The 14077-nt window shown below is 40.2% G+C and carries 15 protein-coding genes; 3 read left to right on the forward strand and 12 right to left on the reverse strand.

All coding sequences use genetic code 11. The features are described 5' to 3' along the window. Nucleotides 1–125: 125 nt before the first annotated feature. The 6 genes from HH219_RS17845 to HH219_RS17870 all read right to left on the reverse strand — a co-directional run bounded on the left by HH219_RS17845 (nt 126) and on the right by HH219_RS17870 (nt 5981). The gene (locus HH219_RS17845) at nt 126–1055 is read right to left on the reverse strand and encodes an alpha/beta hydrolase (RefSeq protein WP_054206056.1); all 930 of its coding nucleotides are present in this window, start codon (nt 1053–1055) and stop codon (nt 126–128) included. A 120-nt stretch (nt 1056–1175) separates the two neighbouring features. Further along, complete coding sequence (locus tag HH219_RS17850) at nt 1176–2081, reverse strand: hypothetical protein (protein ID WP_169328221.1); 906 nt, start codon at nt 2079–2081, stop codon at nt 1176–1178. Between the two features lie 167 nt (nt 2082–2248). Continuing rightward, entirely contained in the window at nt 2249–3445 is a 1197-nt protein-coding gene (locus HH219_RS17855) for a dipeptidase (protein WP_169328222.1), read from the reverse strand. Nucleotides 3446–3504: 59 nt separating this feature from the next. Continuing rightward, the gene (locus tag HH219_RS17860) at nt 3505–3750 is read right to left on the reverse strand and encodes a YheU family protein (protein ID WP_169328223.1); all 246 of its coding nucleotides are present in this window, start codon (nt 3748–3750) and stop codon (nt 3505–3507) included. Further along, complete coding sequence (locus tag HH219_RS17865) at nt 3747–4727, reverse strand: hydrolase (protein WP_054455378.1); 981 nt, start codon at nt 4725–4727, stop codon at nt 3747–3749. Before HH219_RS17865 ends, HH219_RS17860 begins: the two co-directional genes overlap by 4 nt. 546 nt (nt 4728–5273) lie before the next feature. Continuing rightward, nucleotides 5274–5981 (reverse strand): pirin family protein, encoded by a 708-nt coding sequence (locus tag HH219_RS17870; RefSeq protein ID WP_169328224.1) that lies wholly within the window; start codon nt 5979–5981, stop codon nt 5274–5276. Between the two features lie 117 nt (nt 5982–6098). Here HH219_RS17870 and HH219_RS17875 point away from each other — a divergent pair, with 117 nt between their 5' ends. Then, on the forward strand, nt 6099–7001 hold the full coding sequence (locus tag HH219_RS17875; RefSeq protein ID WP_349251628.1) for a LysR family transcriptional regulator: 903 nt from the start codon (nt 6099–6101) through the stop codon (nt 6999–7001). 427 nt (nt 7002–7428) lie between these two features. On the opposite strand, the gene HH219_RS17880 is transcribed toward HH219_RS17875, so the two are convergent. The 3 genes from HH219_RS17880 to HH219_RS17890 all read right to left on the reverse strand — a co-directional run bounded on the left by HH219_RS17880 (nt 7429) and on the right by HH219_RS17890 (nt 10937). Continuing rightward, complete coding sequence (locus HH219_RS17880) at nt 7429–8250, reverse strand: alpha/beta hydrolase-fold protein (protein ID WP_064435853.1); 822 nt, start codon at nt 8248–8250, stop codon at nt 7429–7431. Between the two features lie 355 nt (nt 8251–8605). Further along, the gene (locus HH219_RS17885; protein ID WP_169328225.1) at nt 8606–9028 is read right to left on the reverse strand and encodes a TIGR02444 family protein; all 423 of its coding nucleotides are present in this window, start codon (nt 9026–9028) and stop codon (nt 8606–8608) included. Beyond that, nucleotides 9015–10937 (reverse strand): ATP-binding cassette domain-containing protein, encoded by a 1923-nt coding sequence (locus HH219_RS17890; protein ID WP_169328226.1) that lies wholly within the window; start codon nt 10935–10937, stop codon nt 9015–9017. Before HH219_RS17890 ends, HH219_RS17885 begins: the two co-directional genes overlap by 14 nt. A gap of 131 nt (nt 10938–11068) precedes the next feature. Here HH219_RS17890 and HH219_RS17895 point away from each other — a divergent pair, with 131 nt between their 5' ends. Beyond that, a complete protein-coding gene (locus HH219_RS17895; protein ID WP_054206064.1) occupies nt 11069–11272 on the forward strand; it encodes a YheV family putative zinc ribbon protein in 204 nt (67 codons plus the stop codon). Nucleotides 11273–11286: 14 nt separating this feature from the next. Here HH219_RS17895 and HH219_RS17900 read toward each other — a convergent pair whose 3' ends face one another. Both HH219_RS17900 and HH219_RS17905 read right to left on the reverse strand, forming a co-directional pair. Next, complete coding sequence (locus tag HH219_RS17900; RefSeq protein WP_054206065.1) at nt 11287–11502, reverse strand: SlyX family protein; 216 nt, start codon at nt 11500–11502, stop codon at nt 11287–11289. Continuing rightward, nucleotides 11489–12487 (reverse strand): hypothetical protein, encoded by a 999-nt coding sequence (locus HH219_RS17905; RefSeq protein WP_054206066.1) that lies wholly within the window; start codon nt 12485–12487, stop codon nt 11489–11491. The genes HH219_RS17900 and HH219_RS17905 overlap by 14 nt, the downstream gene beginning before the upstream one ends. A 203-nt stretch (nt 12488–12690) precedes the next feature. On the opposite strand from HH219_RS17905, the gene fkpA reads away from it, so the two are divergent. Then, on the forward strand, nt 12691–13443 hold the full coding sequence (gene fkpA / locus HH219_RS17910; RefSeq protein ID WP_054206067.1) for an FKBP-type peptidyl-prolyl cis-trans isomerase: 753 nt from the start codon (nt 12691–12693) through the stop codon (nt 13441–13443). A gap of 64 nt (nt 13444–13507) precedes the next feature. On the opposite strand, the gene HH219_RS17915 is transcribed toward fkpA, so the two are convergent. Continuing rightward, the gene (locus HH219_RS17915) at nt 13508–13978 is read right to left on the reverse strand and encodes an Rsd/AlgQ family anti-sigma factor (RefSeq protein WP_054206068.1); all 471 of its coding nucleotides are present in this window, start codon (nt 13976–13978) and stop codon (nt 13508–13510) included. Between the last annotated feature and the right edge of the window lie 99 nt (nt 13979–14077).

Consider the following 14077-nt stretch of genomic DNA (forward strand, 5'->3'; position numbering starts at 1 on the left):
GATAGCTGATAGCTGATAGCTGATAGCTGATAGCTGATAGCTGATAGCTGATAGCTGATAGCTGATAGCTGATAGCTGATAGCTGATAGCTGATAGCTGATAGCTGATAGCTGATAGCTGATAGCTTATGGCTTGTTCTTTAACTTTTTCTGGGTGCGTTTTTTCTCTGCTTTTTTAACGTGTTTACTGATCCACTTGGTCATTTTTGCCATTAATGCAGGTGGGAAATTATGACCCATGCCTGTGACTATTTTTAGTTTCGCTTTACGTATTTGCATCGCGGTTAATTTACCCGCGGCAACGGGCATAACTGGGTCTACATTGCCGTGAATGACTAAAGTAGGCGCTTTTATTTTCGGCATTAAATGTTGCCTGCAATCACTTGCGGCAATGGCTGCTAATTGGCGATTGAAACCCCGAGGGTTATACGCACGATCTACCCCTGAAATGGCTTGTTTGCGTAATACTTGCTCATCTTGGGGATAAGCGGGACTGCCGATTCGTTGATTAAGTTTAATATTATACTGAATGGCGCTATTGCGGTTAGGGGACCTAGGGCGATGTTTTACTAGTTGTAGAAATAATTTTAGCCCAGATAATGATAGTTTCAGTTTGCCAGAGCTAGACATGATTGAGGTTAGGCTCAGGACCTTTTTTTTATATTTTGCGGCAATAATTTGTGCAATCATGCCCCCCATAGATGCGCCAACTAGATGGGCTTTTTTTATGTTCAGTGCATCCATTAACTCAATCACATCAGTTGCCATATCATCAAGAGTATACATATTGCTGGATGTCAGTGGCAGACGTTTACTTAACCAAATTTTTAGTAAGCTCGGATCGCCATACTGTTCTAATTGGCTCGAAAGGCCAGTATCGCGATTATCAAACCTGATCACTCTAAAGCCACTATTAACCAAGCCAAAATAGAGTTCTTCAGGCCACACGATGAGCTGCGCCCCTAAGCCCATAATAAGTATAATCGCGGGGGCTGATTTATCTCCTTGGTCTTGGTAGCTAATAGTAATACCACTTTTAATTTTAATCGTGCGCATATTACGTTATGTTGATAGCTTATTTATGGGCTTATATAGACAAGTATAGGCAAAGCCCAGTGATCCTTGATAAATACAAGTATGAATTTTTTATATCTAACAGCTCAAGCCTTTAAATAATTAGCCCTCAGTGTGTTTTCGCATTTCTTCTAGTAAGCTCTCATTGCCCATCATATCGTTTAATACTGACTTCACAGTACTATCAGATGTATTTTGATAGAGTGATAGGATGTGTTGGGCAATCTGTTTACTATATTCATTTTGCGAATCTTGGGCTTGGTAATACTGTGCCAGCAGCCCCTGACCAGCTAAGCGGCGTATATAGTCATTAGAGTCTTGTTTTAATAACGAGGTAAAACGCTCTGCGAGGCGATAGTCAAGTACAGGTGATTGAGTGGTCACTTCTATCGCTTGAATTTTAAACTTATCATCAGTACTATTTTCAGCCAAATCTAAAATGTTATCGACTACTTCAAAATCATATTCAGGCATTTTTGATTTATTCAAAATATACATATTCATTTGTAGTTGGCTTAATGCTGCCAGCCTATCAATATCGGCAAGATTAGGGTTAAGAATTTGTTCCCGCAATTGCGCAGTAACCTTTTTGGCATATTCAGGCTCTGATTTGATACGCAGCTCATAATCTTGTGGCAAGTCTGCATAAAAACCGTATAACGGGTTTTCTTCGCGCATTTTTTCTACTTCTTCTTGCTCTTTCTCTACTAACACGGCTAATACTAACTCTTTAAATTCATCCGTATTTTGTACTTTGTTAGCTGTAGGGTTTTGTAAATTCAAGTTTGCTACTTGTCGCTGTAAAGCGCTTATCTTGTTGTGAAGTTCTGTAATAGAAGGCGGACTATCGTGGCTATTTTTTGGTAAGTCTTTTACTGATTTTTGTAAAATTTCGGTATCAAACTGGTGAGCAACAAGGGGGGCTGATTTGAAAAATGCACCATAACATGAGATTGCAACAGCAATTGAAGCAAGGGCAATAGCAAAAGATCCTTTACTAATTGGCATGTAGGAGACTCCATATTAAAAAGCAATAATCTACCGCTTTTGGGTATTAAAGTCTGTTAAAAGATGTAGAGAAAAAGCCCTGAAAGAGAGTTGCAAATAGTTTTAAATAGATGATTAGCGTAAAGGTACGCCCATAAACTATGGGCGTACCTTTATTAAATTAACGCTTAATGTTTTGCTGCATAGGCTTCGGCTTGTTGCCAAACTCGTAGCGTGTTGCCACTAAGTATTTTTTTAATATCAGTATCGCTGTAACCTCTATTCATTAAACCTTGCACAAGGTTTGGATAGGTTGATACATCCTTTAAACCAATAGGTAATGAGTCACCCACACCGTCATAATCAGAGCCAATACCAACATAATCGATACCAATTAGCTCAACAACGTGATCAATATGATCAAGTACTTGCTCTAAGCTTGCAAATGGGAATGGGTTTTTAGCACGATAAGCGGCATCAAAATCTTTGCTTAATTTAGTGCCTTGTTTTTTCGCTGAATCTTTGGTGTTATTGAGTTGATCGTACCAATTACGTGAGCTTGAAGTGACAAAACTTGAGCCAAAGTTGATTTGAATAACACCACCATTCTTTTTAAGCGCTAATAGCATTTTATCATCCATATTACGCTCAAAACCTGGTGTATATTTACGCAATGATGAGTGTGAAGCAATAACCGGTGTTTTAGATAATGCCATTACTTGATAAAACGCATCATCTGAAATGTGTGATACATCGATTAGCATGCCAATGTTATTCATCTCTTTTACTAACTCTTTACCAAATGGGCTTAAGCCTTTCCATTTACGGCGAATATCATACGACGAGTCAGAAATATGATTGCTTTGTGAATGAGCTAGCGTTATATAGCGCACGCCGCGGTCAAAAAAGTGTTGTAGGTTTTTTAGCTCACCTTCAATCGGAGAGCCATTTTCCATGCCCATCGCCAGCGATATTTTACCTTGCTTAAAGTGTTCTTTAATATCTGTGGTCGAATCTGCAATTGCAAATCTATCAGGTGCACGCTGTGCAATTGCTTCCATACCATCAATTAACTGGTTTGCCAGTTGGTAGCTTTTACCTTTGCCTTCAAACTCTAAATGAGCAGGAATATATATCGACATAAAAGGGGCATTTAAACCGCCTTTAACTGCACGTGGGTAATCAAAATCACCGCCGTCAGTCGCTTGTGTTACATCGGCCCAATTTCGGTGTATACGATACGGTACGTCAATATGGGTATCGATCAATATTGTATCTGTAGCGAGTTTAATTGCCTTGTCGGATGCGGTAATACTTGTAGCTTGTAGGGTATGGCAGGACAAAGCAAGTGAAACGGCAATAACTACTGAGCTTAGTTTTATCATTTTTAATGGCTCTTTGAGTGAAAAAGCCATTGTCTATTTTTGTAACTCTGGTTACAAGTTTACTCGCTAAATTGCACTTCACTTTGAAGGGCTTTAAATTCGCCTTTAGAAATAATGGTCACCGACTCATGTAACTCTGAAAAGAACACCATAGCCTCGCCATTGTGTAGCTGTTTTTTTACCTGACTAACTTTTGCCTCAATACTGTATTCAACATCACCGTAATCGGTGCCTTCGCGCAGCACATAGCTCTCGATTAAATTGTATAGGGTGTCTTTATCTAACTGCTCATGGGGGATGATCATAACGGCTCTTTTTTAACGATCTGGGTAAAGTAGTGTGGCACGACCTGTTCTAACCAATAAATGGGCCTGAATGGGTTTTTACCACTTATAAAGCCAACATGGCCGCCTTTTTCTGAGATGCGCAGCGTAACATGCTCACTCACATCTTGCCTACTGGGCACGGCTTTTATTGACAACATTGGGTCGTCTTTGGCGTGTACAAGTAAGGTAGGCGTTGTTATATGTTTTAAAAAAGGCATGGCGCTAGCTTGCTGGTAGTAATCTTCAGCACCCACAAAACCGTGTAATGGTGCGGTAAGCTTATCGTCAAATTGCCATAAATCGTTAATACCCATAAGTTGTTCAGGCGTTAAGTTAATTTGTTGCTTGATTTGAGGGAGCTTTCGCTTCATTGATTTTTTCATGCGATCAAGTAAGTACTTTTGATAAATTTTAGCCAAGCTTTTACGAATTACTTGGCATGAAGGCGATAAATCATAAGGGGCCGAAATAACCGCCGCTCCATCGAGTAAGCATTGCTCACCTTGTTCGCCTAAATATTTAGCCAGTACATTGCCACCGAGCGAAAAACCCACAGCAACCATTAAACGCTGAGGAAACTGTTGTTTAAGTTGTTTGATAAAAAAGTCGAGATCACCTGTTTCACCACTGTGATAAGCACGTGGCAAACGGTTAACTTGCGTAGAGCAGTTACGAAAATGCATTAAGACAACACTAAAACCCTGCTTTTTTAGTGCTTTCATCATACCTTTAGCATAAAAGCTATTGATATTGCCTTCGAGGCCGTGCAGCACAATAGCAAGTGGTGCGTTATCGTCTTTAGGAAGTGACCAAGCAAGCTCTAAAAAATCACCGTCGGGAGTATCAAGCTGCTCTAATTGGTAGCGCGTGGTATGAAATGGGCGAAAAAACCGCGGCATAATTGTTTGCACATGGCGGTTGGTCATCCACCAAGCAGGCTTGAATTCTGTAGACATAATTTAAAACTGTTTAGCTAATTGAATCGCTAGTGTAACAAATTTTTAGCAATAAAAAGCCCCTAATCAAATAACTTGATAGGGGCTTTGTGCGTCGTGCTTAATGCTGTTCTGGAATATCTGCATCGTGTATTTTTTTCATAAAGAAATACACAAAGAAAAGGCATAAGCTAATAACTATTCCTAAAAAACCAAATGATAAAAATAGTACTGGGTCGCTAAAAAAATCTCTAAAGAATACGTCCATAACCTGCCTCCTGATGTCTATGGGTTAATCATAGGCCGACTTAGCGGGGGTTGATATGATCCAGATCAAGCTATTTTCCTGATTATAAAAACAGCGGTAAATAAGTTGATATGGATCATGTTTTGAAGGCTGTTAACGCATTAAAAAAGTAGCTAAGGGCCTTTACACTGCTGGTTTTTAAAATAACAAAAAGTTAGATCAATCTAAGTGTGCTTATAAAAATTGTCGGGATAAATCCGCGACCTACATTAACTTTTAAGCTCAGGTATTCATCGTGTGGGTCGTCATTTATGTTTAACTTAGTCTGTAAGCTTTTTAACAACCAGCATGTGTAAATCTGTTTTAGCTAAGAAGTGAATACCTTGGCTTGAGATTAAGTCACCCTCGTTTAGGGATGTAGTTTCTGCATCCGTACCGATTGTTAAGTTATCAGCAACAGCAGCGCCTGAAATAATATAAGCAAAGTTTTCTTGTGCGATTTGCATTGATTCACTTGCTTGTAAATGCACTATTTCCATAACCGTATGACTGTTAAAAGTAGTATGTTGGTTGTTATCACCGCCATAAATACGGGTGACGCCTGATTTGCTGGGGGTGTATGCTTTGTAGTCGGCTGGTTGGCCGTTTTGCTCCGGTAAGGCCCATACCTGTAGCATGCGGTTTTGTTTGTTGTCAGGGTTGATTTCGTTGTGGTTAAAGCCTTCACCACCGGCTCTTTGTACTTGCACATCACCTGCTATTAAATCTTTACCGTGTTCCATCGATCCTTCATGGCTCACTCTGCCTTCAATAATAATTGAAATAACATCGATTTCACTATGTGGGTGCATACCAGAGCTGCCTAATGGATTGTATCGAGCATCAGCAAGGTACACCATGTTACCAAAGCCTTCGAAAGTTTCTGGTTTTTTACGCGCCCCAAAAACCCTGCTATCGGTCACTAAGCGATGCTCTGTAATGCCTGCAAAGCCGCCTAACTTTAATGAATCTCTAGATAATACTTTCATACTTAATACCTTACTGGTGCGTTGAGTTGATGTAATCATTTTAGAGAGATATGATTGTTTGATAAATATGTAGAAATGCAAATTGCTTTTTCAAATTCAACAACAATAGGTGTTTAAGTGTCTGACATTGATTTAAACGACATGATGCTATTTATAGCTGTAATAGATGCTGGTAGCTTTACGTTAGCCGCCGAGCGAGTCAATATTCCTAAAGCCAACTTGAGCCGTAAAATAGCAAGGCTAGAAAGTAATTTAGGGGTTACCTTATTAGAGCGTACAACACGCACACAGCACATTACAGAAGTGGGTATGCGTTATTTAGAACATTGCCGACGTATTCAGCAGGAGCTTGAGCTTGCTAAAGTGTCAGTGGCAAAATCACTTGATACAGTCAGTGGTAAGTTAAAAGTGGGGGCATCTGTAGGAATAGGGCATGAAGTACTAAAAGAGAGCTTAGCGCAGTTTATACAACTGTATCCTAACGTAAATTTACAGCTGGAATTAATAAACCGTCGCGTAGATTTAATTGAAGAAGGGTTTGATCTCGTGATCAGAATCGGGGATTTAGATGACTCCCGCTTGGTTGCAAAACGTTTGGGTAAAATCAGTCGTAAACTATATTCAAGCCCGCAGTATTTACAATCGCAGGGTGATATTAAGTCAGTACAGCAGTTAAGTGAATGTGATTTCCTATTGATGAACAGCGCGCAAAATAGTACTAAGTTGACGTTGTCTGCTGATAAGCAGCATTATGAATGTAAATTAGAGCCTAAAGCCATCGTTGATGATTTCACATTATTAAAGCAACTCGTTATTGATGGTTTAGGTGTGGCTGTACTACCTGATTATATGTGCCAAGAAGCGTTAATAAAGTCTGAGTTGGTTTCAGTACTCCCTAATTGGGGGATGGAGACTGTTGATATATTTGCCCTCTACCCAAAGCATCGTTTAGATATCCCTAAAGTACGCGCATTTTTAGAGTTTATTCAAACATTATTTGCGCAAAGGTTAAGTGTATAAATTAATTAAGGCGGCACGTCGCTAAATCAAAAATTAATGCAGAGACATTTATACCCAAGCCACCTCAAGATGCAGAATTCAGCGTTTCACAGGGGCTTAATATCAAGGCGTTACTTAGCAAGAATGGCAATCCCTTTTAAGAAGTAACAACGATGAGAGTAAGTGCCTGTGAAACGCCCAACGGGTTGGTTTAAAAGCGATTTATACTGCGTTATTGATTTTAACAATAGAACCACTATTACTTGCAATCAATGCCTTGCCTAAATCGCTTTTAATTCCAACTGAAACTCGCATCTTGAGGTGGCTTGGGTATACTTGCCATTGAGTTGTGACGATACGGGCACTACAACAACCACTGCTCACTCGGGTTTTGGTAAGCGCTCTGCTTGCTAATTTCGCCTAAGTTAAAGTATTTCTTATGATACTTTTACTGCTCCATATAAAACTGCTTAAATGCATCGTAAACAGCAAGGTGTAAAGTCTCGTTATAATCAAGTTGTTCAAAGTAGGTGAAGTTAACTTGCGAAGACGTAGGAAGCTCTTTTTTTAATTTGTTGTAAACTTGTTTGGCACCTTCTTCCATAACCTTACCTTCTTTACCTACCGCCACATAAACAGCTTTGGGTGAATGAGTAGGGCTTACGGGGTTATTTAATAATTTTGCGTCGTTAAACCACATGCTTGGACTGATAATTATATAGCGCGAAAAAAGTTGAGGGTGCTTTAGTAGTATTTCAGTCGCGAGTAGCCCGCCTAAAGATTGGCCAATTAACGTGTTTTCTTGGTTGCTACGATAGGTTTTATTCACTAATGGCTGTAATTCTTTTCCTATGAATTGAATAAATTTTGCAGAGCCACCATGAGTTGGTAGATCGCGTATGTCTAAAGGGTGTGTGCTTTGTGGAGTGTAATCATGCTTTCTATCAATATTGGCTATGCCTACAACAATACTTTTTGGCAACATTTTTAGCGAAGAAAATGAGCCAAATTGAACCAAACCAGCAATATGTATAAAGTCTTCTTCTTTTGAGCCATCTAACAAGTAAATGACAGGGTAAGTTTGTTCGCCATTATGTTTATAGCCTTCTGGTAGATAAACATTTATCTCTCTTTTTTGGCCTAAAATGGAAGATTGAAATGATAGTGTGTCACCAAGTATAAAAGGAGTTTTAGTGATCTCGTTGCAAAAAGCATTAAAGTTGATGATAAGTGCTAGCAGTATGAAGGGAATTGTTTTTTTATACTTCATAAGTAATCCTTTTAGTTTTTAATATACGGTTTTTAAGCTGTTCAATATACACACTAAAAACATTCATCGTACAGTTAATTAACTCATGAGAGAGTGATAAAAAAATCATAGAACGTTTTATACCAATCTGGATAGATATGGGGTCTATTTAATTCGTTAAATTGTTCAAATATTTATGCAGATTGGTATTAATTACCGTTTTGGGTTTTAGGCTGCAAAAGGCAAAGCCTACCGCAATTGAGAGTAGTCATGAGCTGGGTCGTGTTTAGCCTGTTGCTTATCAATTTTTAAAGTTTCCTGAATACAACCAAGCAAGGTGATGATTCTACTTGGCTGTGGAATTAACGTTTAAAGCTCAAGTGTTTGCCAAATACATCTCAATATTATGCGGCGCTGCCTGTTTTGCTAAATCCATGCAATTAACCGCATCAATCAATATTTGCTGCTGTTGTTTTTCAAGCTTTAGTTCGGCGCTGAGTAGTTCTTTGCGAATACAAGCGTAGCCGCTGATGGTGGCTTGATTCGCTTTTAGGTGGGCGCGGGCGGTGCGCAGCGGGTACATTACGTTTTGATCAAAATCGCTAATGGTGGCCACTAAAATATCGAGTTGGTTGCTATTAATTTTTAATCCTAGCGAATCTAAATAATACAGCAATAAACACAGGTTGACGTTTTTACCTTGCTGGTTTTGTAGTGCCAGCAAAGTTTGTTGGTTGTCACCTTTGCTATAAAGGCCACATGCAAATTGCCAAAAGTCATCGCTGTTAAGCAAGTTCATCGGCAAACGCTTGTTCTTTTTCTTCCATTTCTTCGAGCGCCATTAATAGCGCTTCTTCAACGTCGTTTAACTTAGGTGTAAGGGTGGCTTGTTTAGCTAGTAGCTCTTTTAGCTTCGCCTTATTGTCATCACTGTAAAGTTCGTTATCGCCGAGTGCTTCTTCAACTTCAGCGAGTTCTGCGGTGTATTTGTCGAGTTGCTTTTCGAGCTTTTCGATCTGCTTTTTAAGTGGCTGCGTGGCTTTTCTAAACTCCGCTTCTAAGCGCTTTTGCTCTTTACGGTTAACACCTGAGTTGGCTTTTGGCTCATCGTCAGGTTGTGTTGCTTTAGCTGCTTCTTTATTGGCATTGAGTAACCATTGGTAATAGTCATCGAGTTCGTAACCAAATTGCGTTACTTCGCCGTTATCTACTAGGTAAAACTCGTCAGCGGTATTTTTAAGCATATGACGGTCATGCGATACCGTCACCATAGCGCCTTCAAATCCTTGCAATGCCATGACCAATGCATGACGCATTTCTAAATCAAGGTGGTTGGTTGGCTCATCCAGTAATAATAGATTAGGTTTTTGATACACCAACATAGCGAGTACTAAACGGGCTTTTTCGCCACCAGAAAACGGTGCTACAGGCTCAAGCGCTTTATCACCAATAAAAGCAAAACCGCCTAAAAAGTCACGCAGTGATTGCTCGGTGGCTTTAGGGTTTAAGCGCTGTAAATGGGTAATTGCGCTGGCTTTTAGATCTAACGATTCCAACTGATGCTGGGCAAAGTAGCCAATATTTAAACCCTGATGCTGAAACACTTCACCAGCTTGTGGCTGTAAATCGCCAGAGAGTAATTTGATCAGTGTAGATTTACCCGCGCCATTACGGCCAAGTAGGGCAATGCGACTGCCCGGTACTAAGTTAAGCTTAATACTATTTAAAATGGTGACATCGCCATAACCTGCTTGGGCTTTATCAAGCGTCATTAATGGGTTTGGTAGCGCGGTTGGTTCAGCAAACTCAAAATCAAAAGGCGAGTCAGCATGTGCTGGGGCGAGCTTTTCCATACGCTCAAGGGCTTTAACACGGCTCTGCGCTTGCTTGGCTTTACTGGCCTTTGCTTTAAAGCGGGTAATAAATTGTTCAAGGTGAGCTATTTGATCTTGTTGCTTTTCGAACATTGCTTGCTGTTGTAATAGGCGTTCAGCTTTTTGACGCTCAAACTGCGAGTAGTTGCCTTTGTATACATTGATTTTTTGTTTGTCGATATGCCAAATCTGATCAACGACAGCATCTAAAAATTCGCGGTCATGTGATATCAATACCAGCGTGCCGGTATACGCGCGTAAAAAGCGCTCCAGCCAATACACTGCATCTAAATCTAAGTGGTTTGTTGGTTCATCTAGTAGTAATAAGTCGGCATCACGAATAAGCGCCTGTGCAAGGTTTAAGCGCATACGCCAACCACCAGAGAAGTCACTAACAGGGTTTTCAATCTGGTTATTGGCAAAGCCTAAGCCATGCAGTAGTTCGCCTGCTTTGGCTTCGATGCTATAGCCTTTAATATGTTCAAGTTGGATATGAACTTTGGCTTGGGTATCACCATCATCATTTTGTTCTGCTTCACGCAGGGCAATGCGCAAGGTGTAATACTCTGGGTGGCCTTGTAATACATAGTCAATTGCGCTGATATCAAGCGCAGGTGTTTCTTGTTTTACTGATGCGATAGACCAATCTTTTGGAATACTGCAATTACCGGCGTCAAGCTGCAGCTCAGATTTTAATAAACTAAATAGCGTTGATTTACCGCAACCATTTGCGCCAACTAGGCCAACTTTATGTTCTGGAAATAACGTCGCTGATGCGTCTTTGAGCAGTGCTTTACCGCCACGTAATAGTTCTATTTCTGAAATTTGGATCATGAATACGTTACTTTACTGTGCCCTGATTGAATTGCTTATATCATAGCACGGATCGACTTATGGTTATCAATCGTATCACCTCGGTAGATATTAGGATAAAATGATGGCAGTTAAAACTGTGGAGAAGTGCTGTGAAACAGAAAAAACGATTTATTGCTGGTGCAACATGTCCTGAATGTAAAACCATGGATATGATGATGCTTTATAAAGAGCATGATGTAGAAAAAGTTGAGTGTGTGCAGTGTGGTCACAAGATGACTCAGCCAGAGCAGGCAGTTCAGGCATCAACACGCCAATTTGAACAAGTTATTGGCGTGTTTAAGCCAGGTGATTGATCACCTCAGCGCTTTTAATAGTGCGGTGGTGGTGGCTCTGGGGTATCAGACATCATCATTGACGATGATTGTGATTCTTTGATTTTTTCAGCCAGTAGCTCTGTTTGGCGTTTCATTTTTGCCAATAGCTGCTGGTGAACTTTTATTTCATCATTTAAAATTTCAATCGTTTCATCTTGAAAGGCGACTTTAGCCTCAAGTTCCATTAAGCGATGTTCAATTGTGTTCATTTTGTTCTCGTATAGTAAAACGCTCAGCGATTCCGCTTGAACTCTCGGTTAACAACGCCGTGCCGTTGTCAGTAAAAGCAACATCCAAAACCACCGCCGACTTAGGTTTACTGCCTTCGCGTGGGGTTACATGCCAACTCTGAATTTTTTCACCGTCTGATAATTGCCATAAATCAACCAAGCGATTTGGCGAGCCTGTTACCAGCAGTGTGCCTTGTTCATTAAAGCGAGCTGTAGTGAAAATTTTCTGTCGAGCAATATACGCCAGTTTACTAACAAGATCACCTGTTGTCAGCTGCCATACACGTGCTTGTGCCATACTGTCGGCGGTAAATGCATAGCGCCCTTGCGGATCGAGTGTGACATGGGTAACACGGTTGGGGTGATTAAAACGATGAATAACTTGCCCGGTACGGGTATCCCAAAAATAGGCAACGTAATCATTCGAGCCACTCAACGCAAAACGGCCATTAGGAGCAAGATCAACCACATTAATTTTTTCTTGGTGACCAAGGAACTCAATGCGCCTGCCGGTCTCTAAGTTGAGGTAAACAACAACATTGTCGCTGCGGCCATATAAAACACTGCGCCCTTGGTTGCTGATAGCAATATCGCGAATGGTGGCCGTTTTGATTTTGTAATAACCGGTATTGGCGCCAGTGGCGATATCCCACACTGCGAAGGTGGTTTTTTCTGCGGTAACAGCGTGGCTATTATCGTATGAAATAGCCACTGTATGCACTAGGCTATCTTGGTCCTGCTGTTGAAACCACTGGTATTTGAGTACCTGCTGTTGATTATCCCATAGGGCGACCCCATGGTGTATAGATGAAATCAGGCTATATGTACCATCGTGAGAAATGGCAGAGGCAAACGCACCTTTAGCGGCATGCTCGTAGCTGGCCGTTGCTTGGTTTTTTTGCTCTGAGCAAGCGATTAATAAAATACAACTCAGAAGATACAAAAAAGTACGAAATATCGACATATTACAGGTATTTCCCCTTAACTCTTAGTGATTGAGAGGTTAGACTAGGTACGTTAAAAGCCTAGGCAGTTTATCTAATCACCAATATGATGACAGGTGGTCTGCGTATGGTAATTAGATAAGCAGCCTATCATGTAGGCCGTTAATCTTTAACTAGTAATAATACAATAAATGACATCTGCAAAGTTTGTCGGAGATTTAAAATGAAAAAGACGATTAAATTGTCATTGATTGCAGCGTCAGTTTTAGCGCTTACTGCTTGTAATCAAGAAGCAAAACAAGAACAAGCACCAGTAACGCTTGATACAGAAGCACAACAACAAGCATACGGTATTGGTGCGTCAGTTGGTAACTTTTTAAATAAAGATCTTGCTGATAAAACTGAGTTAGGCATTGAGCTTGATCAAGCACTATTAATTCGCGGCTTTAAAGACGCGCTTGCTGGTGAAGCAAAAATTGACGAAGAAAAAATTCGTGAAGTATTAACTGCGCTAGATACATCAGTACGTACTAAGCAAGAAGCTCATGCGAAAGTAGAAGCTGAAAAGAGCCAAGCGGCAGGCATTAAATTCTTAGCTGACAATGCAGCGAAAGCTGGTGTGACAGTTACTGAGTCTGGTTTACAGTACGAAGTACTAACAGCCGGCGAAGGCGAAAAGCCAGTTGCAACAGATGTTGTTAAAGTGCATTACAAAGGTACTTTATTAGACGGTACTGAGTTTGATAGTTCTTATTCACGTAATGAACCAACTACGTTCCCTCTAAATCGCGTAATTCCAGGTTGGACTGAAGGTTTGCAACTTATGCCAGTAGGCGCTAAGTACAAATTTACTATCCCAGCTGACCTTGCATATGGCGATCGTGACCTAGGTAAAATCCCAGCTAACTCAACACTTGTTTTTGAAGTAGAACTACTTGAAATTCAAGATGAAGAGCAAGCTGCCGCTGCTGAGTAATTTTTAGCACGCAATAAAAAAGGGACCAATTGGTCCCTTTTTTATTGCGATTAAACTGGGTATGTTAATCAGTATGATTAGAATATAAGTTATCGATTAGTTCATCTTCTAACTCAAAGCGTAGCTCTAACGCTTCGCCTAATTTTGACAAGTCTTTATCAAAATCATTTAGTAGATCATTTTTATTCACTTCAGCATATTTATCGTTAAAGTCTAGCGCCGTATCTGTTGTTTCTGAAATACGCGGGTAAAGTTCACTCGCTAGCTGTTGGCTTTTTGGGCCTTTTTGTTCACATGCTTTGGCGATGTTATCGTAAATTTCAAAATGACCAGCAGACAAGTAGTCCATCAGAATTTGGCAAAAGCTTTGAATTTGTAATTGATCTGGCAAAGCCTGATCTTTTTTATCGTAAGGTGAAAAGCCAGCAATTCGACAATACAGAACCAGTAGCTCTTGGCGTTCAGCTAGCCATTTATCGATAACAGTGTGACTACCACCCCATTTTTTTTGAGCTTTCTCTAAACGCGTCAGCATTATCATTCTCCTTAGCTGGGTTGGTTTTCTTTATTCTTTACATAACAATGAAATATGAAGCAAAAATCAACACATTTTTTATTTATTCAGTAACTAAAT

The sequence above is a fragment of the Pseudoalteromonas sp. NEC-BIFX-2020_015 genome (genome assembly GCF_012952265.1).
GTDB lineage: Bacteria > Pseudomonadota > Gammaproteobacteria > Enterobacterales > Alteromonadaceae > Pseudoalteromonas > Pseudoalteromonas neustonica.